The organism is Micrococcaceae bacterium Sec5.1, from assembly GCA_039636795.1.
In the GTDB taxonomy this organism is placed as follows: Bacteria; Actinomycetota; Actinomycetes; order Actinomycetales; family Micrococcaceae; genus Arthrobacter.
This window is the reverse complement of sequence record CP143430.1, coordinates 1,831,286-1,852,577: the sequence shown is the minus strand read 5'-3', so window position 1 is coordinate 1,852,577 and position 21,292 is coordinate 1,831,286. Positions and strand designations below refer to the sequence as shown.

The 21,292-nt window shown below is 62.4% G+C and carries 20 protein-coding genes; 7 read left to right on the top strand and 13 right to left on the bottom strand.

All coding sequences use genetic code 11. The annotated features are described in order from the left end of the window. Nucleotide 1: 1 nt before the first annotated feature. The 5 genes from VUN82_08570 to VUN82_08550 form a co-directional block, all read right to left on the bottom strand. Nucleotides 2–1,207, bottom strand: a complete 1,206-nt coding sequence (locus VUN82_08570; GenBank protein ID XAS73872.1) for a pseudouridine synthase — start codon at nt 1,205–1,207, stop codon at nt 2–4. 143 nt (nt 1,208–1,350) lie between these two features. After that, entirely contained in the window at nt 1,351–2,007 is a 657-nt protein-coding gene (locus tag VUN82_08565) for an SMC-Scp complex subunit ScpB (protein XAS73871.1), read from the bottom strand. Continuing rightward, nucleotides 2,004–2,888, bottom strand: coding sequence for a ScpA family protein (locus VUN82_08560; GenBank protein ID XAS73870.1), 885 nt, complete (start codon nt 2,886–2,888; stop codon nt 2,004–2,006). The genes VUN82_08565 and VUN82_08560 overlap by 4 nt, the downstream gene beginning before the upstream one ends. Before the next feature lie 7 nt (nt 2,889–2,895). Beyond that, nucleotides 2,896–3,795 carry an AAA family ATPase gene (locus VUN82_08555; protein ID XAS73869.1) on the bottom strand — a complete coding sequence of 300 codons (900 nt, stop codon included), beginning with the start codon at nt 3,793–3,795 and terminating at the stop codon, nt 2,896–2,898. Nucleotides 3,796–4,063: 268 nt separating this feature from the next. Beyond that, nucleotides 4,064–5,410, bottom strand: a complete 1,347-nt coding sequence (locus tag VUN82_08550; protein XAS73868.1) for a cation:dicarboxylase symporter family transporter — start codon at nt 5,408–5,410, stop codon at nt 4,064–4,066. A 139-nt stretch (nt 5,411–5,549) separates the two neighbouring features. Here VUN82_08550 and VUN82_08545 point away from each other — a divergent pair, with 139 nt between their 5' ends. From VUN82_08545 to VUN82_08520, 6 genes are all read left to right on the top strand, one after another. Then, nucleotides 5,550–7,196, top strand: a complete 1,647-nt coding sequence (locus VUN82_08545; protein ID XAS73867.1) for a sensor histidine kinase — start codon at nt 5,550–5,552, stop codon at nt 7,194–7,196. After that, a complete protein-coding gene (locus VUN82_08540; GenBank protein ID XAS73866.1) occupies nt 7,193–7,906 on the top strand; it encodes a response regulator in 714 nt (237 codons plus the stop codon). The genes VUN82_08545 and VUN82_08540 overlap by 4 nt, the downstream gene beginning before the upstream one ends. A 131-nt stretch (nt 7,907–8,037) precedes the next feature. After that, entirely contained in the window at nt 8,038–8,679 is a 642-nt protein-coding gene (locus VUN82_08535; protein XAS73865.1) for a GntR family transcriptional regulator, read from the top strand. A gap of 23 nt (nt 8,680–8,702) precedes the next feature. Then, nucleotides 8,703–10,223 (top strand): MmgE/PrpD family protein, encoded by a 1,521-nt coding sequence (locus VUN82_08530; GenBank protein ID XAS73864.1) that lies wholly within the window; start codon nt 8,703–8,705, stop codon nt 10,221–10,223. Beyond that, a complete protein-coding gene (gene prpB / locus VUN82_08525) occupies nt 10,224–11,129 on the top strand; it encodes a methylisocitrate lyase (GenBank protein ID XAS73863.1) in 906 nt (301 codons plus the stop codon). Nucleotides 11,130–11,204: 75 nt separating this feature from the next. Next, nucleotides 11,205–12,344: a bifunctional 2-methylcitrate synthase/citrate synthase gene (locus tag VUN82_08520; GenBank protein ID XAS73862.1), complete on the top strand. Its 1,140-nt coding sequence runs from the start codon at nt 11,205–11,207 to the stop codon at nt 12,342–12,344. Between the two features lie 91 nt (nt 12,345–12,435). Here the strand turns inward: VUN82_08520 and VUN82_08515 are convergent, their stop codons facing one another. Beyond that, the gene (locus VUN82_08515) at nt 12,436–12,933 is read right to left on the bottom strand and encodes an NUDIX domain-containing protein (protein XAS73861.1); all 498 of its coding nucleotides are present in this window, start codon (nt 12,931–12,933) and stop codon (nt 12,436–12,438) included. A 93-nt stretch (nt 12,934–13,026) separates the two neighbouring features. Here VUN82_08515 and VUN82_08510 point away from each other — a divergent pair, with 93 nt between their 5' ends. Beyond that, on the top strand, nt 13,027–13,806 hold the full coding sequence (locus VUN82_08510) for a hypothetical protein (GenBank protein ID XAS73860.1): 780 nt from the start codon (nt 13,027–13,029) through the stop codon (nt 13,804–13,806). A 24-nt stretch (nt 13,807–13,830) separates the two neighbouring features. Here VUN82_08510 and xerD read toward each other — a convergent pair whose 3' ends face one another. The 7 genes from xerD to VUN82_08475 form a co-directional block, all read right to left on the bottom strand. After that, on the bottom strand, nt 13,831–14,790 hold the full coding sequence (gene xerD / locus VUN82_08505) for a site-specific tyrosine recombinase XerD (protein XAS73859.1): 960 nt from the start codon (nt 14,788–14,790) through the stop codon (nt 13,831–13,833). A gap of 2 nt (nt 14,791–14,792) precedes the next feature. Then, a complete protein-coding gene (locus VUN82_08500) occupies nt 14,793–15,455 on the bottom strand; it encodes an NUDIX hydrolase (protein ID XAS73858.1) in 663 nt (220 codons plus the stop codon). Nucleotides 15,456–15,504: 49 nt separating this feature from the next. Continuing rightward, the gene (locus VUN82_08495; protein ID XAS73857.1) at nt 15,505–17,250 is read right to left on the bottom strand and encodes a CTP synthase; all 1,746 of its coding nucleotides are present in this window, start codon (nt 17,248–17,250) and stop codon (nt 15,505–15,507) included. Between the two features lie 146 nt (nt 17,251–17,396). Next, nucleotides 17,397–19,136: a DNA repair protein RecN gene (recN, locus tag VUN82_08490; protein XAS73856.1), complete on the bottom strand. Its 1,740-nt coding sequence runs from the start codon at nt 19,134–19,136 to the stop codon at nt 17,397–17,399. A 3-nt stretch (nt 19,137–19,139) separates the two neighbouring features. Then, a complete protein-coding gene (locus tag VUN82_08485) occupies nt 19,140–20,198 on the bottom strand; it encodes an NAD kinase (GenBank protein XAS73855.1) in 1,059 nt (352 codons plus the stop codon). Between the two features lie 13 nt (nt 20,199–20,211). Further along, a complete protein-coding gene (locus VUN82_08480) occupies nt 20,212–21,024 on the bottom strand; it encodes a TlyA family RNA methyltransferase (protein XAS73854.1) in 813 nt (270 codons plus the stop codon). 3 nt (nt 21,025–21,027) lie between these two features. Continuing rightward, a complete protein-coding gene (locus VUN82_08475) occupies nt 21,028–21,291 on the bottom strand; it encodes a hypothetical protein (GenBank protein XAS73853.1) in 264 nt (87 codons plus the stop codon). Between the last annotated feature and the right edge of the window lies 1 nt (nt 21,292).

Here is a 21,292-nt window from a genome sequence, read left to right as displayed (position 1 = left end):
CCTAGAGCCCCACAGATGCCAGAAGGTGACCGACTTCCTGCCTGCCGAGGTTGCGGATGCTTCCTTGGCGCTGGTCTCCCAGGCCAATGGGACCGATCTTGACACGGACAAGACGCTCTACCGGGAAACCAACGGCATCAAACATGCGGCGAACGATTCGGTTCTTGCCGGAGTGCAGGACAACTTCAATGAGGACGTGGCCAGGTGTGGAGTCAACCAGGCGGAAGGAATCCACTGTTGCCAGACCGTCTTCAAGCTCGACGCCGGACTTCAGCTGCGCGCCGACGCCCTGCGGGAAGGGACCGCGAACCTGGACCAGGTACGTCTTGGGAACCTCATAGGACGGGTGGGTCAGGCGGTTGGCGAGTTCGCCGTCGTTGGTCAACAACAGCAGCCCTTCGGTGCCGACATCCAAGCGCCCGACGTGGAAGAGCCTCTCCCCCTTGGCGTTCTTCAGGAAATCGCTGATGCACGGGCGGCCCTCGGGGTCTTCCATGGTGGAAACAACGCCCTTGGGCTTGTTGAAGACCATGTAGACAAGGGTTTCGTCGAGCTGGATACGGATACCGTCAACGTGAATCACGGCGGTCTTGGGATCCACACGCATGCCAAGCTCGGTAGTGACCACGCCATCTACCTCGACGCGGCCTTCGAGGATCATTTCCTCACACACGCGCCGGGAAGCCACGCCGGCCTGCGCCATGACCTTCTGCAGGCGCACGCCGTCGACATCGTGGAGGTCCGACTGCGGGACTTCCTGGCGCGGACCGCGGTTGCGGGCAGGCTTGCGGATGGGGCCCAGGTTCTGGCCGAAGCGTTCGCTGCCGAAAGCCTTGGAGCCATACTGCCTGGCGGGCTTCGCCTTGGGCTTCAACGCACCGGGTGTTCCGGGAGCCTTGCCGTAACCAGGCTTGTTGGAGCCGGGCTTGCGGAAGGGCTTGGCAGGCCTGGCGGCCTGGCCGCGATCGTAATCGCCAGCCGTTGTGGGGTTATCGGGATCGAAAGGGGCCGCTTCCCGTGGCTTTGAAGCCTTGAACGGGCGGCCCTCGCCCTGAGTGAAGTTGCGCTTTCCAGCGCCGGCACTGCCGCCGCGGCCGGAGAAGCCGCCGGCGTTGGAGCGGCCTGTGCCGCCCCTTGCCTCATTGCGTCCAGAACTGTTGCGTCCCGAACTGTTACGTGGTGAACCCTGGCGTCCCGCCTGTGTCATGACCCGTCCTTGTGTAGTAATGGCCGGCAATTAGTGCTGCAATCAACACTAGCCAGCCGGGCAGACATCGTCTGCCCCTTGTTGCCGTGGCACCGTCCATGCGCTGCCGTGAATCAGTATGTAGTTTTCGTGCGTTGCCGGGCTTACATCCGGCTGGCGTCGTAGTACTCGTCGATCCCTTCCAAACCCGGAAGGTGCGGCGAGAGCTGGGGCAGTTCCGCCACCGAGCCGATGCCCATCCGTTCCAGGAAGTAGGAGGTTGTCCTGTACAGGACAGCCCCTGATTCGGGATCGTTCCCGGAGTCTTCGATCAGACCACGCTGGGTAAGAGTCCGGACCACAGAATCGACGTTGACGCCTCGAATTGCGGACACCCGGGCCCTGGAGACCGGCTGCCTGTAGGCAATGACCGCCAGAGTTTCAAGCGCTGCCTGAGTGAGCCTGGTGGTCTGCCCTTCGAGGACGAACCTGCCCACGATGTCCGCAAAGTCAGACCGTGAATAGATCCGCCACCCACCGGCGACGTTCCGCAATTCAAAACCCCGGGGGGCAGAGCTGGCAACGGCAAAGCCGACAGCATCCACGTCCGGGGCTTTAACAGTATAGCCGCTATACTCCCGCTGCAGGTCCTGCAGCAAATCCTCGACGACGGCGACCGTTACGTTCAATCCCGCAGCCAACTCCTCCGAGGTGGCTGGCTCATCGATGACCATGAGCACAGCTTCCAACGCTGCCCGCGCCCCGCCAGGCAGGGTTTCGAGCTCAGCAAGGCCGGCTGCGGCCATGTCCTGCTCAGTCATTCGCTGTCCCCTTCGGTCGTTTCCTCGTACTCTTCGCTCAGGTTCGAGCTGTCCCATTCGGCCACATCCGCGGTCCATCGCACTGTCAGTTCTGCCAACGGACCTGCCTGCTCGAATGCCACAACCCTGTCCCGGAACATCTCCAGCAAGGCCAGGAAGCGGGCCACCACCACCAATGTTGTCTCGGCGTCGGCTATCAGCACGCGGAAGGAGAGGGGGGCTCCAAGTTGAAGCCGGTATCCGATGATCTCGGCTTGCTCCTTGACGCTCACCGGGGGTGCGTGGAGATGGTCCAATCCCACCTCTGCGGGCGCCGAGTCCTTTGGCTTCAGTGCCTTGGCGGCAAGCTCCGCGAACTGTTCAGGGGTGTGCCGCCACACAAGTTCGGGCAGCAGCGCGGCGAAATGGGCCTCCAGTGCCACTTGGCGCGGGTATCTTCGCTCTTCCTGTTCCAGGGTTTCACTGATGAGACCTGCCACTTGCTTGAACGCCTTGTACTGGAGCAGCCGTGCGAAGAGCAAGTCCCGGGCTTCCAGGAGAGCAATATCTTCGTCGTCCTCTACTTCGCCAGCGGGAAGGAGCCGGGCAGCTTTGAGGTCCAGGAGCGTGGCAGCGATCACCAGGAATTCGCTGGCCTCGTCCAACGCCCAGTCCTCCCCCAGTTCCTGGAGGCGGCGGATGTACTTGATGAATTCATCGGTGACGGTAGCCAAGGCCACCTCGGTGATGTCCAGCTTGTGCTTGGATATCAGGCCCAGCAAGAGGTCGAACGGCCCGGTAAAGTTTGCGAGCCGAACCTCAAAGCCCGCCTTGCGGGTGTCGGAGGTGCCGGCGTCGGACGTTTTCTCCGGACTTGCCGCCTCGGCGAGTGACCGTCCCACGTGTCCGCTACGGCGCGCCGCCGCGCGAGATAAGTTCTTTTGCGAGGCGGCGGTAGGCGTCTGCACCGATGTGGTTGCCGGCGTAGCTCGTAATGGGTTCCGCGGCCACTGTGGCGTCCGCGAACTTAATGGAACGCTTGATGACGGTCTCGAAAACCTTGTCACCGAAGGCCTCCACGAGGCGCGAGATGACTTCGCGGCTGTGCAGGGTGCGGGCGTCGTACATGGTGGCCAGGACGCCGTCCACCTGCAGACGTGGATTCAAACGGTCCTGCACCTTCTCGATGGTTTCCACGAGGAGGGCCACTGCGCGAAGCGCGAAGAACTCGCAAATCAACGGAATGATGACGCCATGGGCGGCGGTCAGTGCGTTGACAGTCAACAGGCCGAGCGACGGCTGGCAGTCGATCAGCACGACGTCGTAGTCATCTTCAACACTCTTGAGTGCGCGGTCCAGGACTTGCTCGCGGGCGACTTCGTTGACCAGCTGCACTTCAGCAGCGGAGAGGTCGATGTTTGCAGGCAGAAGATCCACACCTTCCACGCCGGTCTGCTGGATAGCATCCCGGATGTTCACTTTGCGGTCCATGAGGACGTTGTAGACGGTGAGATCGAGTTCGTGCGGATTGGCGCCGAGCCCTGCAGAAAGAGCACCTTGTGGATCAAAGTCCACCAAAAGCACCCGCCGGCCATACTCCGCGAGGGCCGCCGCAAGGTTGATGGTGGACGTGGTTTTGCCCACTCCGCCCTTCTGGTTAACCATGGCGATGACCCTTGCCGGGCCGTGGGAGGCAAGTGGAGCCGGTTCCGGGAAGTCGCGGTAAGGACGGCCCGTAGGCCCCATGATGGCGTCTTCCAGATCGAGCTCGGTGTCTCCCAGCGTAGCTGTTCCCCGTTCGCTGCTCACGTATCTAACCACTCTTTCGACGACGATCTTCCCTGCCGCTGTTCCCCTGGGTACAGCGCTGCTACCCACCTAGGCTACAGCGCCCGACACGGCATTTCAGGGAACTTGACTTTCGTTGATCTTTGAGCCTTGACCCTCTAGTTGAGGTCGAAGGTTGGCCGGTCGAAGGCTTGCTTTGCTTGGCTGCCGGGCCTCCTTGTCTTCCTTGACGAACGGCAGAGGACCGACACCCCGAATGGGTGTCGGTCCTCGTTGCTATGTATTGGTGTTAGATGGTTGCCTTGTGGCGGGTTTCAGTTTCCGGAGCCGTCTCAGCCTCGGCGCCGTGGGCGATCATTGTCGTCTCGTCGAACGGCTCGCTGCCGGAGAGAACGCGCTCCACCTGGGCGTTGTCGATTTCCTTGACCCAGGTGCCGATCAGAACGGTGGCAACGGCGTTGCCGGTGAAGTTCGTCAGTGCACGGGCCTCTGACATGAAGCGGTCGATGCCAACGATCATGCCCACGCCGCCAAGGAGCTCGGGCCTGTGTGCCTGCAGGCCAGCGGCAAGCGTTGCCAGGCCAGCTCCAGTGACGCCTGCGGCGCCCTTGGAAGCGATGATCATGAACACGAGCAGTGAGATCTGGGCACCCAGGTCCAGCGGCGTACCCATGGCGTTGGCGACGAACAGGGAGGCCATGGTCAGGTAGATGGCCGTGCCGTCAAGGTTGAACGAGTAGCCGGTGGGCACGGTCACGCCGACAACCGGCTTGGAGACACCCAGGTGTTCCATCTTGGCGATAAGGCGGGGCAGGGCTGCCTCGGAGGATGACGTGGAGAAGATGAGGAGGTATTCACGGGCCAGGTACTTCATCAGCTTGAAGATGTTGACACCGGCCACCGCACGGAGCAGGGAGCCGAGGATGACCACGATGAACACTGCGCAGGTGATATAGAAGGCCACCATCAGGGTGAACATGCCGAGGATTGCCTGGACGCCAGTGGCACCAACGACGGCGGCGATCGCACCGAAGGCGCCGACGGGAGCCAGCCACATGATCATGATGAGGATCCGGAAGACAAGGCGCTGTCCGTGGCCGATGGCGGTAAGGATCGGGGTGCCCTGCTTACCCATCTTCTGGAGCGCGAAGCCCACCAGGATGGCTGCGAGGAGTGTGGGCAGGACGGGAATGTCGCTGGGGATGATGCCCATCAGGAAGTCCACGGTGCTGTCCGTGGCCGCCTTCTTGTTGGGATCGTACGGAGTCAGCTTCAGGCCCTCACCCGGGTGAATGAGGTTGCCGACAACGAGGCCGATAGCCAGTGCGAAGGTTGACATGGCCACGAAGTAGCCAAGTGCGAGTCCACCTACCTTGCCGACGGTTGCGGCTTTGGCGATGGAACCGATGCCCAGGACGATGGTGCAGAAGATGACCGGAGCGATCATCATTTTGATGAGCTTGATGAAGCCATCACCGAGCGGCTTCAGGGACTTTCCAACCTCAGGGAACAGCAGGCCGACCACGGCACCGAGCACTACGGCCAGGATGACCGCGATGTACAGGTAATGCGACTTGTCGAGCCCCCTGCGTCCACCGGTGGTGGCTACTGCCGACTCTCCTCGTTGAGAGGTCATGGGATTCTCCTTCTGGATACTGTGTAAGGCGCTGCGGTCCTGCACTTGTGTCCAATCCGCTGCCCTTGTGTGATATCCATCATTCAGCCATGGGTGACACACATCACCGTTGCGGTCATATTGGTCATGGGAGGCCTACTTGTTTCATCGCTGGAGCATCGCCCGCCGCTTGTTTGTGGCAAACCTGCTGTTCGTGCTGGTGCTGACAGCTGTCTTCGGCGCGTTCTCGGTACTGGAGGCACGGGACAGGGCATACGAGGATGCGGGCAGCCGGATGCTTGCGATCGCGACGTCCATTGCCAACAACCCACTGGTGTTGCAGGCGGCGGCAACTTCTGATCCGTCAGCCATACTGCAGCCCTATGCGCTGGAGGTCATGAAGGACGCGGACGCAGATTTCATCACCATCATGGCTCCCGACCGGACCCGATGGACCCATCCCCGTCCCGAAGAGCTGGGCAAGCCGTATATCGGCACGATCGAGCCTGCCCTGCGGGGTGAGACTTTCACGGAAGTCACTGCGGGTACATTGGGGCCCTCGGTCCGGACGATTGTGCCGGTGAAGGACTCTGGTGGAACCGTCAAGGCCTTGGTGGCGGCAGGCATCACCGTCAGAACCGTGGACACTGATGTCGCCGAAAGGCTGGGAGTGATTGGCGGCATCGCGCTGGTGGTGTTGTTCTTTGGCTCCATAGCCTCCTGGCTGCTCGGACGTTACCTGCGCTCCGTGACGCGTGGCTGGGGTCCGGAACAGCTCGCACAGCTCTTCGCCTACTACGAATCAGTCCTGCACTCCGTCCGTGAAGGCGTGATCCTGATCGATACCCGCGGAAAAGCAGTGATGTACAACGATCAAGCCGCGGAGTTGCTGGGACTGGAACCTTCCGAGGCCGATCGCTCCCCCGATGATGCTCCCAAGCTGTCCGACCTCCCCTTCGACGGGAGCCTGCGAGCGCTTTTCGAATCCGGCAGGCCAGCCCATGACGAAATCCATTTGACTGGTTCACGGATCCTGGTGGTCAACCAAGCCCCTGCAGTGGGCCCGGTTCCTGCCCGCAGCCGGCAAAAGCCATCGGTCTACGGCACAGTGGCCACCATTCGCGACCGCACTGAGATTGAGTCTTTGGGGACAGAGCTGGAGACAATGAAGACACTCTCGGATGCCTTGCGGGCCCAGACCCATGAGCATGCCAATCGCCTGCATATGATCGTTTCCCTTCTTGAGTTGGGCCGCACGCCCCAAGCACTGGAGTTCGCCACCAAGGACCTGGAGCTCAGCCAGCAGCTCACGGACGACATGCTTGCTTCGGTGGATGAACCGGTGATGAGTGCATTGGTGATGGGCAAGTCCGCCGAAGCACATGAGCGTGGGGTGGAATTGGTGGTTCGGACATCAGGGAGTTCGGGTGTCCGTGGTCTGGAAATCCAGGACCTTGTGACGATTCTGGGAAACCTCCTGGACAACGCCATTGATGCTGCCGCGTCCGGTGAGATGCCCCGAAAGGTGGAACTGGACGTCGAAGCCAGTGTGGCCGGTGTTGGATTCACTGTTCGGGATTCCGGGGCCGGTATCGATCCTGGTTCGATCGATGATGTGTTGCAGTACGGGTACAGCACCAAGTCCGCCCAGGACAATCCGCGGGGAGCCCATGGGCGTGGTGTCGGCCTTGCCTTGGTCCGGCAGGCGGTCCAGCGGCTGAACGGTACTATGACGATCAGCAATCCAGGCGGCGCCCAGTTCCATGTTGTGCTGCCCGCGCCCGTTACCGAGGAAGAGAATGCATGACAGACATCCGCGTCCTGGTGGTCGAGGACGAGCCCATCGCCTCAGACGCCCACTCTATTTACGTGGGCAGGCTCCAAGGGTTCACGCTGGTGGGAACGGCCCCGGATGGCCAGTCTGCACTGCGCATCCTTGGCGAATTCGCTGCGTCCGGCTCGCCGGTGGACCTGGTGCTGCTCGATATGAACCTGCCGGACCTTCATGGGTTGGATGTTGCCCGACGCATGCGCTCGGCGGGAGTCTTCGCCGACATTGTTGCCATCACAGCCGTCCGTGAATTGAACATCGTGCGCAGCGCCGTTTCCATCGGCGTCGTGCAGTATTTGATCAAGCCCTTCACTTACGCGACCTTTGCCGACAAGCTGAACAGCTACCGCACTTTCCGTGATCAACTGGCGGGCGCGGTGTCCGGCATCTCCAAGGCCGGAGCATCCCAGAGCGACGTGGACCAGGCCTTCGCGAGTCTCCGGGCACCCACGGAACTACCACTGCCGAAGGGGTTGTCCGGTTCCACCTTGGAGTCGGTGAAGGATTTGGTCCGCGCGCGGCAGCAAGCCGTATCCGCCAGTGAAGTCATGGAAGCCTTGGGAATGTCCCGGGTCACGGCCCGCCGGTACTTGGAGTACCTGGCCGACGCCGGGACGGTCACCAGGGCCCCGCGCTACGGAACACCGGGCCGCCCGGAGAACGAGTACGGCTGGAACCGGGGCTAACACGCGCCTTAACGACTGGTCCGCCCGCGATCTGGACCTCAAGTTCCCCACAGAGCCCGCAAATGTATACATTGCTCCACTCTTCTTGAAGATTTATTCAATTTTCTCGAGTTTGTGTATACACTGAGATCATGCGCGCCAGTGATCGGGCCTATGCGGCTCTCCGTGAAGACATCATTGAGTGGCGCCTGCGGCCGGGCACGGTCCTCGCGGAAGTGGAGCAGTCCGAGCGGCTGGGGGTTTCCCGCACGCCGGTGCGGGAGGCGTTGGGCCGGCTGATGGCTGAGGGATTGACGACGGCGGCAGGCGGCCGCGGCGTCGTCGTCACCGATATCTCGCTGGACAGCATCGACGAACTGTTCGAATTGCGCGAAACACTCGAAGTCAGGGCCGCAGCGTTGGCCGCACAGCGCGGAGAGCCGGGCGTCTTCGCCGAGCTGCAGGCGCAGCTGCTGAGGGCTCCGGATCTGCTCAGCGAGAAGGATCCTGGCCGGCACGAGTATTACGCGTTGGTTAGCCGGCTCGATGAGGCCATCGATGCTGCGATCTCCAACTCCTACCTTGCCCAGGCCATGCGGAGCCTGCGCGTGCATCTGGTACGGGTGCGCCGGCTGGCAGCCGATGACGCCGCCAGGCTCCATGCCGCAGCCGCAGAACATGCGGCCATTGCCGAAGCGATCGCCGCAGGGAATCCCCGGCTGGCCGAAGCAGCCACCACACTTCATTTGCACCGCAGCCTTACCCACGTCAAAGCCGCTCATGTGGCCCGCTAAAGACCCTCAGTAGAAGGAGCACCATGGTTAAGAACCACCACATCCGCGTTTACAAGAGCGAAGAGAACCTCCCGCGTGAGGAGCAGTTGGCGCACAAGATCGCCGTGGTCGCCGCCGACCCCGTCGACGTCACTCCCGAGGTCACGGATATGGTGATCAACCGGATCATCGACAACGCGTCGGTGGCCATTGCCTCCCTGAACCGGGCACCGATCGTCGCAGCACGTGCCCAGGCATTGACGCATGGGCCGTCCACGAACGGCAAGGGCGGGCACGTTTTCGGTATCACGGAACGGGTCTCCCCCGAATGGGCTGCCTGGGCCAACGGGGTAGCCGTTCGCGAGCTGGACTACCACGACACGTTCCTGGCCGCGGACTACTCCCACCCCGGAGATAACATCCCGCCGATCCTCGCCGTCGCCCAGCACGTCGGTGCCAGCGGTGCCGACCTCGTGCGCGGCATCGCCACCGGGTATGAAATCCAGGTGAACCTGGTCAAGGCCATCTGCCTGCACAAGCACAAGATCGACCACGTCGCCCACCTTGGCCCGTCCGCAGCCGCAGGTATCGGTACTCTCCTTGGGCTGGATGTGGAGACGATCTTCCAGTCCGTGGGCCAGGCCCTGCACACCACCACCGCCACCCGGCAGTCCCGCAAGGGCGAAATCTCCACATGGAAGGCCCACGCCCCGGCCTTCGCGGGCAAGATGGCCGTCGAAGCGGTGGACCGTTCCATGCGCGGACAGACCTCCCCCGTGCCGATCTACGAAGGCGAAGACGGCGTGATCGCCTGGATGCTGGACGGCCCGGACGCCTCCTACGAAGTCCCCCTGCCGCTGCCCGGTGAAGCCAAGCGCGCCATCCTGGACACCTACACCAAGGAACACTCCGCCGAGTACCAGGCCCAGGCGTGGATCGACCTGGCCCGCAAACTCAACCGCGAGCACCCCGAAACCACCGAACCTGCAAATGTGAAGTCGGTGCTGATCAAAACCAGCCACCACACGCACTACGTGATCGGTTCCGGCGCGAACGATCCCCAGAAGTACTCCCCCACAGCGTCCCGGGAAACCCTGGACCACTCCATCCCATACATCTTCACCGTCGCCCTGCAGGACGGCGCCTGGCACCACGTGGATTCCTACACTCCCGAACGCGCGGCCCGCCCGGACACCGTGGAACTGTGGCAGAAAGTCACCACCGTGGAAGACCCGGAATGGACCCGCCGCTACCACTCCCTGGACATCGCGGAAAAGGCCTTCGGCGGTTCCGTGGAAATCACGCTCACCGACGGCACCGTCATCACCGATGAAATCGCCGTGGCCGATGCGCACCCGCTCGGTGCCCGGCCGTTCGCCCGCGAGCAGTACATCAACAAGTTCCGCACCCTCGCCGCCGGTCTCGTAGAGGAAGCCGAAATCGAAAGGTTCCTCACCGCCGTCGAACGCGTCACCGAACTGGCCGCAGGCGAACTGGACCAGCTGAACATCACCGCAGCCCCCGGCGTGATCGACCTCACCAACGCGCCGAAGGGACTGTTCTAAATGCTGTACTCCACAACCACACCCGAACAGAAAAGGCTGAAGCTCAGGGAACTGCTGGCTTCCGGGACCGTGCACCAGTTCCCGGGCGCGTTCAACCCGCTCTCGGCACGGCTGATCGAGGAAAAGGGCTTCGCCGGGGTCTACATCTCCGGCGCGGTCCTGGCCAACGACCTCGGCCTGCCCGACATCGGCCTGACCACGCTGACAGAGGTGGCCACCCGCGCCGGGCAGATCGCCCGTATGACCGACCTTCCGTCACTCGTGGATGCGGACACCGGCTTCGGTGAACCCATGAACGTGGCCCGCACCATCCAGGAACTCGAAAACGCAGGCCTGGCCGGATGCCACATCGAGGACCAGTTCAACCCCAAACGCTGTGGCCACCTGGACGGCAAAAACGTCGTGGACATCGACACCGCCACCAAACGCATCCGCGCCGCAGCAGACGCACGCCGGGATGCGAACTTCCTCATCATGGCCCGCACCGATATCCGCGCCGTCGATGGAATCCAAGCAGCCCAGGACCGCGCCAAAGCCCTCGTGGACGCCGGCGCCGACGCCATCTTCCCCGAAGCCATGGCCGATTTGAGCGAATTCCAGGCCATCCGCGACGCCGTGGACGTGCCCATCCTGGCCAACATGACAGAGTTCGGCAAAAGCGACCTCTTCACCGTGGACCAGCTCCAGGGCGTCGGGGTAAACATGGTCATATACCCCGTTACCCTCCTCCGCATTGCCATGGGCGCTGCAGAGCGTACGCTGGAATCGATTAAGGCTGCGGGGACCCAAGAGGCACAAGTGGAAAACATGCTCACGCGTGCGCGCCTCTATGAACTCGTGGATTACGAGGCCTACAACCAGTTCGATACCGGCGTTTTCAACTTCCAGGTTCCTGGCATCCGCTAGGTCCGGGAATCACCAAGGGGACAGCAGGCACTCCGGCAAACCGGGGCGCTTGCATAATGAACGAAGGAGTTCAGCATGGCTGCTGAAGACATTAAAAAAGGCCTTGCCGGCGTCGTGGTGGACTACACCGCCGTCTCGAAGGTCAACCCGGACACCAACTCGCTGCTGTACCGGGGATACCCGGTCCAGGAACTGGCCGCCAAGTGCAGCTTCGAAGAAGTTGCCTACCTGCTGTGGAACGGCGAACTGCCCGACGATGCCCAACTGGCTGAATTTGTTGCCCGCGAACGCCGGGGGCGTGCCCTGGACCCTGTGGTCAAGTCAGTTATAGACACGTTGCCCACCACCTCACATCCCATGGATGTTTGCCGTACGGCAGCGTCCGTGCTGGGAGCCCGGCACGAGCTGGCCGAGGACTCATCTCCCGATGCCAACATGAAGAAGGCGATTGACCTCTGGGCTGCGATGCCTGCCGTCGTGGCCTATGACCAGCGCCGCCGGCGCGGCCAGGACGCAGTGGAACCGCGGGAGGACCTGGACTACTCCGCGAACTTCCTGTGGATGACGTTCGGTGAAGAAGCTGTGGTGGAGGTTGTGGAGGCGTTCAACGTCTCGATGATCCTGTACGCGGAGCACTCCTTCAACGCCTCCACGTTCACAGCCCGCGTAGTCACCTCCACGCTCTCGGATCTGCACTCGGCCGTGACCGCTGCCATCGGCGCCCTCAAAGGCCCGCTCCACGGCGGCGCCAACGAAGCCGTCATGCACACCTTCGATGAGATCGGCATCCGCAGCGAAGAATCCATGGAGGAAGCCGCGGTCCGGGCCCGGGCATGGATGGAAGACGCCCTGGCCCAGAAGAAGAAAGTCATGGGCTTCGGGCACCGCGTCTACAAGCACGGCGACTCCCGGGTACCCACCATGAAGGCCGCCCTGGACAAGATGATCGCCCATTACGGACGCCCCGAACTCCTGGGACTCTACAACGGACTCGAACAAGCCATGGACGAAGCCAAAGCCATCAAGCCCAACCTCGATTACCCCGCGGGCCCCACGTACCACCTCATGGGCTTCGATACGCAGACGTTCACCCCATTGTTCGTCGCCAGCCGGATCACCGGCTGGACAGCACACATCATGGAACAGTTTGCCTCGAATTCCCTTATCCGTCCGCTCAGCGAATACAACGGACCCGAAGAGCGGCACGTGCCGTAGCCTCTTGGCGCTCGGGCGCTAAGGAAGCAGACGACGGCGGGTCGGTCACCGAAAGGCGACCGGCCCGCCGTCGTACGCTGGGAAACCTTTTCTACTGCTCGGTTCCGATCCAATCGATGGTGTGGACATTGGCCACGCTCTCGTTATCGGCAGCCAGGTCCACTCGAACTGCGATCCGCTGCCCGGAAATCATCGCTGGCAGCCAATGCTCGGCGTCGGCCCACATCCGTTCCACCGGTAACTTGGACACTGGGAACCATTCCGGCGCGATCTCATCGCTTTCAACCGGTTCACCCTCCCAAATCCGCGTCAGGTACACGGTGGTGGCCATGTTCCATTCCGGTCTGGCAGGAAACACGAAATCAATGATGCCGGCGGGGATGAGGTCCGCAGCATGGACCACCACGCTGATCTCCTCCATGACCTCGCGGCACACCGCCTGGATTGCGGTCTCCCCCGGTTCCACGTGCCCACCCACTCCCACCACTTTGCCGCGCCCAAAACCGGTCTTCTTGGTGCCGAGGAGGACGTGTTCCCCGTCCGCGTCATCGCGGAGGAGGAAGCACAGTGTCACATGGGCTGCTGTCATGCTGCCTACCTTAACCCGATCTCCTCTACCAGGGCTGGCATTGCGACGGTCAGCCCAATTGCTACCGTGAGCCCAGTTGCCTACAGTGAGCCCATGAACGAAGGTGGCGGCGAAGCGCGCGCCGAGACGCAGGCGCAGGCCATCAATCACGCTGCGAAGCCCCAGGCAGCGGAAGATGTCGAAACAGTTCCTGTGGCCGAGTCACCAGCACAGGTCCGAGCCGGGCAGGAGCGCGATGCCTGGCTGCCCCGTTGGGTGGTTGCGCATCCGCTATACGTCGGCTGGGTCTGGACGGTGGTGTGGGCCGGGCTCATTGTTCTGGATGAAGTGGTGGACCTGGCCGGATGGACCTGGTATTTGCTGGTCCTCGCCGCTGCTTTGCCAACGCTGCTGTCCACGCTGGCTGTGCTTCATGCCACGCCCCGCAGCCACCTCAAGGCAGTGGATGCCACTGTCCTGGGCCATTTCTTCGTCCGCTTCCTCGCCCTGGTAGTGGCCTTCATGGTGTGGGCCGCCTCTGTGGTGATGAGTGCTTCCATCTCGACCACCGTGCAAACCGTCATCGGCGACTCCGAAAAGGAGGTGACCGCACTCGGCTTCAACCTCATGCTGGCTTCGGTCCCGCTGGTGCTCTCTGTCCTGTGGATGGCGTTCATAGTGCGGTGCGCCTGGTTCCTCCGCCGGCTACGCGGTTGGCGGCAAATACCCCTGAAGACGCGGGTACCCAAAAAGTTCCTCAAGGGTCAGCCACGGCTGAAGCGGGTGGTGGTGGGGCTGGCCCACCCCGGACTCTTGCTGGTGGCCGGTTTGGGGACGTCGCTGCTGGCCTTGTTCGTCGATGCCGTGGAATTGACGTTCAGTGTCCTGGACTAGTTGCGGCTCCTGCCGACCACAGGTTCAGCCGAGCGCCCTGGGATGGGCAGCAGCGTAATCTTCCCGCAAAGTATCGGCCGTGACCAACGTGTAGACCTGGGTGGTGGTCACCGATGCGTGCCCCAACAGCTCCTGGACTACGCGCACGTCAGCCCCGCCTTCCAGAAGATGCGTGGCAAAAGAGTGCCGCAAGGTGTGTGGCGAAACGTCCTTGGTGATGTTTGCCTTCTCCGCGGCAGTCTTGAGGATTGTCCAGGCACTTTGCCTGCTGATCCTGCCGCCACGGGCATTCAGGAACAAGGCGGGAGTGCCCTTGCCCTTGGATGCCAGCAGTGGCCTTCCCCGGACCACATAGGCTCCGACGGCGCGTGCACCGTAAGAGCCCAAAGGAACCAACCGCTCCTTGGAACCTTTGCCGAAGAGCCTGACGATTGCAGGTTCGCCACCGGCGTGCTCCAGGGATACATCGTCAACGTCCAGCCCTACGGCCTCGCTGATGCGCGCACCGGTGGAGTAGAGAAATTCAAGCAAGGCCCGGTCCCTCAGGCCGGTCGCAGAGTCCGAACCCGCAGCTTCAAGGATCCGCGTTACTTCACCAACGCTGATGGCTTTCGGAAGCCGTTTGCCCGGCATCGGCGGGTGGACATCGCTGGCGGGATCCGACGTCGTGGTTCCCTCAAGGGCCCAAAACTTGTGGAGCCCCCGCACGGCCACGATGGTTCTGGCGGCAGAGCGGACGCCGAGGGCCGCAGCCCCATCGGAGCCGTCGGACAAGGCCTGGGCAAAGGCGGTGACATGATGCCGTGTGATGTCTCCGGGCCGTTCCACTCCTTGACTCGCCAGGAAGTTCGAATAGCGGGCAAGGTCACGGCGATAGGCAGCCAAGGTGTTGGCAGCCAGGCCACGTTCCACCCCGACGTGCTGGAGGTAGTCCGTAACTCCGCGATCGATGCCGTTGGCGGTGCGGGTGGCGGCCTCGGCCATTCTCAGCGCTGGCTCGGGTGCGCGGGCCACGGCGCGTCAGCGGGGCGCAGGCTGGAAAAGCCATCAGCCTTCGCGGCGGCGGCTGCAAGGATTCCCAGGACCGCGGACGGATTGTGCAGGCGCCCTTCCAGAACCGCTTTCACGGCGTCGTCGAGCGGAATCCAGTGGAACTCAATTTCTGACTCTTCGTCCGTGCGGACATGCAGGTCAGCCTCGGGAACAGCGCTCAGCCCACGAGCCAGATAGATGCGAACAGCCTCGCTGGAGGATCCCGGAGAGTTGAAGAAGTCCACCAGGACATTCCACGTGGCCGCAACAAGATCAGCTTCCTCAGCGAGCTCCCTGGCAGCACCCACGACGAAATCCTCGCCCTCAATGTCCAGCAAGCCGGCGGGGATTTCCCAGAGGTCCATACCAACGGGGTGCCTGTACTGCTTCAGGAGCAGGATTTCGCCGTCAACGTTCATGGGCAGCACGGCCACCGCCCCAGGGTGGTCGATGTAATCCCGGACCAGGGTGTCCGTATCCTCGCTGAGCTGGAAGGCGTCGCTGACCACATCCCAGATGCGGCCTTCGTAGACCTTGCTGGTGGACAAAAGACGGCGCGGGCTCGGCATATCCGAAACCTGCCTTGAGGTGCTGGGGGTTTCAGAAATGCCGGGCATCGCGCCGTCCTTCGTTAGTGCTTGCGTTTACCGTTTATTTGGCAGCTGCTTACTTGGCAGCTACCGCGCGGGCACCCGTCTTGGTTCCCACAACGGCGCCTTCACGACGCTCCAAGGCAGCCTTCACGAGGCCTGCGAAGAGCGGGTGCGGGCGCGTCGGGCGGGAGCTGAGCTCAGGGTGTGCCTGCGTCGCGACGTAGTACGGGTGCACTTCGCGGGGAAGTTCAACGTACTCAACCAGCTTGCCGTCAGGAGAGGTACCCGAGAAGACCAGGCCCTCCGCCGCGATCTGGTCACGGTACTTGTTGTTAACCTCGTAGCGGTGGCGGTGGCGTTCGCTCACCGAAGTGGTGCCGTACGTCTCTGCGACAACGGAGCCCTCGTCCAGCTTGGCTTCGTAGAGTCCCAGGCGCATGGTGCCGCCGAGGTCTCCCTTGCCTTCCACAATGTCCAGCTGCTCTTCCATAGTGGCGATAACCGGGTACTTGGAGTCCGGCTCGAACTCACTGGACGAGGCGCCTTCCAGGCCAACCACGTTGCGGGCGTACTCGATCACCATGCACTGAAGGCCAAGGCACAGGCCCAGAACCGGGAGCTTGGATTCGCGGGCAAACTTCAACGCGCCCAACTTGCCCTCCAGGCCACGGATGCCGAAGCCTCCCGGCACGCAGATGGCGTCGACGCCGGCAAGGGACTTGGTGGCGCCGGCAAGGGTTTCGCACTCGTCAGAGGGGACCCAGCGGATCTTGACTTTGGCTTCATTCGCGAACCCACCTGCACGGAGGGCCTCGGTCACCGAAAGGTAAGCATCGGGAAGATCGATGTACTTGCCCACCAGGGCGATCTCGACCTCATGCTTGGGGTTGTGGACAGCTTCGAGCAGCTTGTCCCACTTGCTCCAGTCAACGTCCTTGAACGGCAGGTCCAGTGCACGGACGATGTAGGAGTCCAGGCCTTGGGAGTGCAGCGTCTTGGGGATGTCGTAGATGCTGGGTGCGTCAGCGGCGTTGACGACGGCGTCGATATCGACGTCGCACATGCGGCCGATTTTCTCGCGCATGGCGTCCGGCACTTCGCGGTCCGAACGGATCACGATGGCTTCGGGCTGGATACCGATGGAACGAAGGGCTGCCACGGAGTGCTGCGTGGGCTTGGTCTTCAGTTCCTGGGAAGGACCGATGTACGGAACCAGGGAAACGTGGAGGAAGAAGACATTGTTTCGGCCGATGTCCTGGCGCACCTGGCGGGCCGACTCAAGGAAGGGCTGCGATTCGATGTCGCCCACCGTGCCACCGATTTCGGTGATGATGACATCCGGAGCGTTCTTGCCTTCGGCGGGAAGGCGCATGCGGCGCTTGATTTCATCCGTGATGTGCGGGATGACCTGAACGGTGTCTCCGAGGTATTCACCACGGCGTTCCTTTGCGATGACCGTCGAGTAGATCTGGCCTGTTGTGACGTTGGCCGAACCTTCGAGGTTTTCATCGAGGAAACGCTCGTAGTGTCCGATGTCGAGGTCGGTTTCGGCGCCATCATCCGTCACGAAAACTTCGCCGTGCTGGAAGGGATTCATAGTGCCCGGATCCACGTTCAAATAGGGATCGAGCTTCTGCATAGTTACAGACAAACCGCGTGCCCGCAGCAGGTGGCCGAGGCTGGAAGCCGTCAGACCCTTACCGAGCGAGGACGCCACACCACCGGTGACGAAGATGTGTTTGGTCGTCTTGGACGAGCCCGGGAACCGGGAATTTACACGGGAATTTGATCGCTGCACCACGGAATTCGAGCTTATCATCAATTACGCCTTCCAAGCGTCCGTCCGGATTCCCCAAATGGTCAATAGTTGCCCAAGACCATGCCTGCAATCAAGAGCCGGGCGGGACCAAGTGCACGGATGTGATAGTGGTCGCAGTCCTTAATAAGCCCCGTGCCGGGAATTTCCTAGGCCCGCTGGGGAAGCAATTTCGCATCGTCCAACAATTCCTGCGCGTGTGCCTGGGCAGATTCTGAGTCCTCCTGCCCGGCCAACATACGGGCAAGCTCCTTCACGCGCTCGTCGTCATCCAGCAGTTGCACATCGCTGGAGGTGAATCCGGTGGACGTTTTTCCGTCGGCGCCCCGAACTGAGGTTTTGGTAACCCGGATGTGCTGATCAGCGAAGGCGGCAACCTGCGGCAGGTGCGTCACAACGAGGACCTGGACGTGGCGGGCCAACATGGCCAACCGGCGCCCGATCTCGACGGCGGCCCGTCCACCCACACCGGCATCCACCTCGTCAAAGACGAACGTAGGAACAGGATCCACCGCCGCGAGCACCACCTCGATGGCCAGCATCACCCTTGAGAGTTCACCGCCGGAGGCTCCCTTGCCCAGTGGACGCGCCGGAGCGCCGGAGTGTGGCTGGAGGAGGAAGGCGATCTCGTCAGTCCCCCAGGGGCCAAGCGATCCGCTGTCCTCTATCTGGATGATCAACGTGGCATCCGCCATGGCCAAAGCCTTCAACTCTGCACTCACGCGGGCTGAGAGGTCCTTGGCCGCCTTCAGCCGGGCCTTGCTGATCGCTGCGGCCTGCTTGCGCAGGGTAGCTTCGCTCGAAGCCACCTCGGCATCCAAGGATTCGATGCGGCTTGAATCGTCCTGCAGCTCGTCCAAACGTATCCGGGCCGTAGTCGCCCACTCCAACACCTCATCGATGCTGGGGGCGTACTTGCGGATCAGTTTGGCCAAGGCTGCGCGGCGTTCCTCAATTTCTGAGAGCCGCTCCGGGCCTTCAGTGTCCAATGCAGCTTGGTAGCTGGACAAGTCAGCGGCGATATCGTTCAGCAGGAAGCCAACTTCTGCAAGACGTGCAGCAGCGGCCCCCAACGCCTCATCGTGTTCTGCAACGTGCTCCAGCGTCCGCTTGGCCGCATCCACCATCGATGTGGCATCGCTGGCATCGCCGAATTCCTCGGCAATGAGCGACTCATGTGCCGCGGCCGCTGCGAGCCGGAGTTCTTCGACATTGGCAAGCTTCACGGCCTCAGCCTTGAGGGTCTCATCCTCACCAGGCTGGGGATCCACGTCATCGATCTCTTTGAGAGCGGCGTCCAGCGATTCCGCCTCACGAAGCCGTTCCCGCGCTTCGCTGCGAAGTGTCTCCAGCTCGGCCTGAATGGACTTCCAGTGGTTGTACAGGTTCTGGTACTCCCCCAGAACCTTGGCCAGCGCTGCACCAGCGAAGCGATCCAGGGCGTGTCGCTGTGCCGTAGCGCTTTTCAGCCGGATCTGGTCCGACTGTCCATGCACCACCACCAGGCTCTCCCCAAGTTCGGCCAGAACCCCTACCGGTGCCGCCCGTCCCCCAACGTAAGCCCGGCTGCGGCCATCGGCACCAACGGTGCGGGCCAGCAGGAGTTCAGCGACGCCGTCGAACTCCTCCGCCTCACCGCCGGCCTCCTTGGCCCGCTCTACGGCGCTGTGGCCTGGATCAAGCTTCAGGACCGCCTCCGCAGAGGCAGATTTGGCGCCGCTCCGGACTGCGCCGGCGTCCGAACGGGCACCCAGGAGGAGCCCGACGGCGGTCACCACCATGGTCTTGCCGGCACCAGTTTCACCGGTTACCACGCTGAGGCCGGGCCCTAGCGGCAGGGCGGCATCGGTAATGACGCCGAGATCACGGATTCGGAGTTCTTCAAGCATGCTTCACTTCGCATTCGTGGGGTCGGATGGCTCACCGTGCCCCGGGTTCAGGGACGTTTCGGTATCCCGGAGATCACTCGCGTCCCGGGGGGTAGGCAAAGGAGCCGGTGAAAGTGTTCGAATCACGGGGATGGGCCCGGTGTGGACTTCCCCTGAGCGGGGAGCCGGACCACGCCAGCCGTGGATGGGAAGCTGGAACTTGCGCACAAGCCGTGCCGAGAAAGGAGTCTTGTGTGTCCGTGCCAGCCTTACCGGTGTGGCCGAGCGTGTCACCTCAACACGGGCTCCCGGAGGCAAGTCAACGGAGCGCCTGCCATCACACCAAAGGACGCCCAAGGCATCCGTCCGGTTCATGATTTCCACGGCCAGCTTGGATCGCGGAGAGACCACCAAGGGTTTGGCAAAAAGGGCATGGGCGCTGATTGGCACAATGACGAGCGCCTCCACCTCAGGCCACACCACCGGCCCACCAGACGAAAACGCGTATGCCGTTGATCCTGTTGGCGTCGCAAGGACCACGCCATCACAACCAAACGACGTCAACGGCCGTTCATCCACCTCAGTGACGACTTCGAGCATCCGTTCCCGGTTGGCCTTCTCAATTGCGGCCTCGTTCAGTGCCCAGGTGTGCCAGATCTTCTGGCCCTTGATCCACACCTGGACATCGATCGTCATGCGCTCTTCAACGGTGTACTGGCGGCTCGCGATCCATTCGACCGTCTGGGCCAAGTCAGCACGCTCGCTCTCTGCAAGGAAGCCCACGTGGCCGAGGTTGACGCCCAGCAAGGGAACGTCCACTTCCCGGACAAGTTCCGCCGCGCGCAGGATGGTTCCGTCGCCACCCAGGACCATCACCAATTCCACGTCTTCCAGACTCACGTCGTCGTGGAGGATCTCAATGGGGGTATCAACGGCACCAAAGAAGCGCTCGACATCTGCCAATTCTGACTTCTGAAGGACGGGCACCAGGCCCGACGAGTGCAATTGCGTACAAGCATCCCACGCCGCCCGGAGCGATTCCTCCCGCCCTGTGTGGGCAAGGACAAGTACATGCCTGCTCATCGGGTTCTGCTTTCTAGTCGTTTGGCCAGAGATTCTTTATCAATGCAGCAACGTCCTCGTCCCGCTCTTCGATCTTAGGCAACACAGCGGACATCCTGCGCTTCATCCACAGGAAGTACTCAACATTTCCGTCCTGGCCCGGGAGCGGGCTTGCCGCAAGGCCATGAAGTTCCAGTCCGGCATCAACTGCAGCGCGGGCAACCTGGGCCACCGCCCGGCGTCGTTCATTCTCGGAAGACACGACGCCCGTGCGGCTTAGCCGCTCCTTGCCGACTTCAAACTGCGGCTTGACCATCAGGACAAGGTCTCCGCCAGGTTCCGTGCAGGCAGCAAGGGGGCCCAGGACCAACGTCAGGGAAATGAAGGACAGATCTGCGACAGTCAGGCTTGCGGTGCCACCGATCTGGTCCGGCGTCATATACCTGACATTGAGCCCCTCATGGACCACCACCCGGGGATCATCGCGGAGCAGCGGCATCAGTTGGCCATGCCCGACGTCGACCGCCACCACTTGCGCGGCTCCCTGCCGAAGCAGCACGTCCGTGAAGCCGCCAGTGGAGGCTCCGGCGTCGAGACACTGGCGACCGGATACTGCTACCGCCGGAAACGCGGCCAGCGCGCCGGCCAGTTTGTGCCCGGCGCGGCTGACGTAAATGTCCTCAAGGTGGGATTGGACTTCCAGGTCTGTGTCGGCGTCCACTTGCTGGGCCGCTTTGGCGAAGACAACCCCGCCTGAACTCACCTTGCCATCGCTAATGAGCTTGGCAGCGTGCGTCCGGGACCTCGCCAGCCCACGGGTGACGAGTTCCTGATCAAGTCTTGCCATTCGCTAATTCTCGCCTTCCGGGCGGGTACGAGCGGTATCCCGGTCCGCTACCGGCGGCAGGCCGGGCTCAGCATCCAGAGCCTCCAGGAGGGAGTCATGAAGTGCTGAATACAGCCCAGCATGCTCGGACACCGGAGCGCTATGAACGTCCTCCAGCAAGCCAAGGGCGCGGTCCACAGGGGCGTCGCCGGTGGCTTCAAGAGCCTCTGGCCAGCGCACAGGGGGCCGTTCAGCCTCAGCTTCCGGGTAATTGTTGGCCTGGGTCATC

Excerpts from the sequence above, each read along its gene's own strand:
- VUN82_08535 (XAS73865.1), top strand. The coding sequence starts at position 8,038 with ATGCGCGCCAGTGATCGGGCCTATGCGGCTCTCCGTGAAGACATCATT.
- VUN82_08500 (XAS73858.1), bottom strand. The coding sequence starts at position 15,455 with ATGCCCGGCATTTCTGAAACCCCCAGCACCTCAAGGCAGGTTTCGGAT.
- VUN82_08475 (XAS73853.1), bottom strand. The coding sequence starts at position 21,291 with ATGACCCAGGCCAACAATTACCCGGAAGCTGAGGCTGAACGGCCCCCT.
- VUN82_08540 (XAS73866.1), top strand. The coding sequence starts at position 7,193 with ATGACAGACATCCGCGTCCTGGTGGTCGAGGACGAGCCCATCGCCTCA.
- VUN82_08515 (XAS73861.1), bottom strand. The coding sequence starts at position 12,933 with ATGACAGCAGCCCATGTGACACTGTGCTTCCTCCTCCGCGATGACGCG.
- VUN82_08510 (XAS73860.1), top strand. The coding sequence starts at position 13,027 with ATGAACGAAGGTGGCGGCGAAGCGCGCGCCGAGACGCAGGCGCAGGCC.
- VUN82_08570 (XAS73872.1), bottom strand. The coding sequence starts at position 1,207 with ATGACACAGGCGGGACGCCAGGGTTCACCACGTAACAGTTCGGGACGC.
- VUN82_08565 (XAS73871.1), bottom strand. The coding sequence starts at position 2,007 with ATGACTGAGCAGGACATGGCCGCAGCCGGCCTTGCTGAGCTCGAAACC.
- VUN82_08495 (XAS73857.1), bottom strand. The coding sequence starts at position 17,250 with ATGATAAGCTCGAATTCCGTGGTGCAGCGATCAAATTCCCGTGTAAAT.
- recN (XAS73856.1), bottom strand. The coding sequence starts at position 19,136 with ATGCTTGAAGAACTCCGAATCCGTGATCTCGGCGTCATTACCGATGCC.
- VUN82_08480 (XAS73854.1), bottom strand. The coding sequence starts at position 21,024 with ATGGCAAGACTTGATCAGGAACTCGTCACCCGTGGGCTGGCGAGGTCC.
- VUN82_08485 (XAS73855.1), bottom strand. The coding sequence starts at position 20,198 with ATGAGCAGGCATGTACTTGTCCTTGCCCACACAGGGCGGGAGGAATCG.
- VUN82_08550 (XAS73868.1), bottom strand. The coding sequence starts at position 5,410 with ATGACCTCTCAACGAGGAGAGTCGGCAGTAGCCACCACCGGTGGACGC.
- VUN82_08520 (XAS73862.1), top strand. The coding sequence starts at position 11,205 with ATGGCTGCTGAAGACATTAAAAAAGGCCTTGCCGGCGTCGTGGTGGAC.
- prpB (XAS73863.1), top strand. The coding sequence starts at position 10,224 with ATGCTGTACTCCACAACCACACCCGAACAGAAAAGGCTGAAGCTCAGG.
- VUN82_08530 (XAS73864.1), top strand. The coding sequence starts at position 8,703 with ATGGTTAAGAACCACCACATCCGCGTTTACAAGAGCGAAGAGAACCTC.
- xerD (XAS73859.1), bottom strand. The coding sequence starts at position 14,790 with ATGGCCGAGGCCGCCACCCGCACCGCCAACGGCATCGATCGCGGAGTT.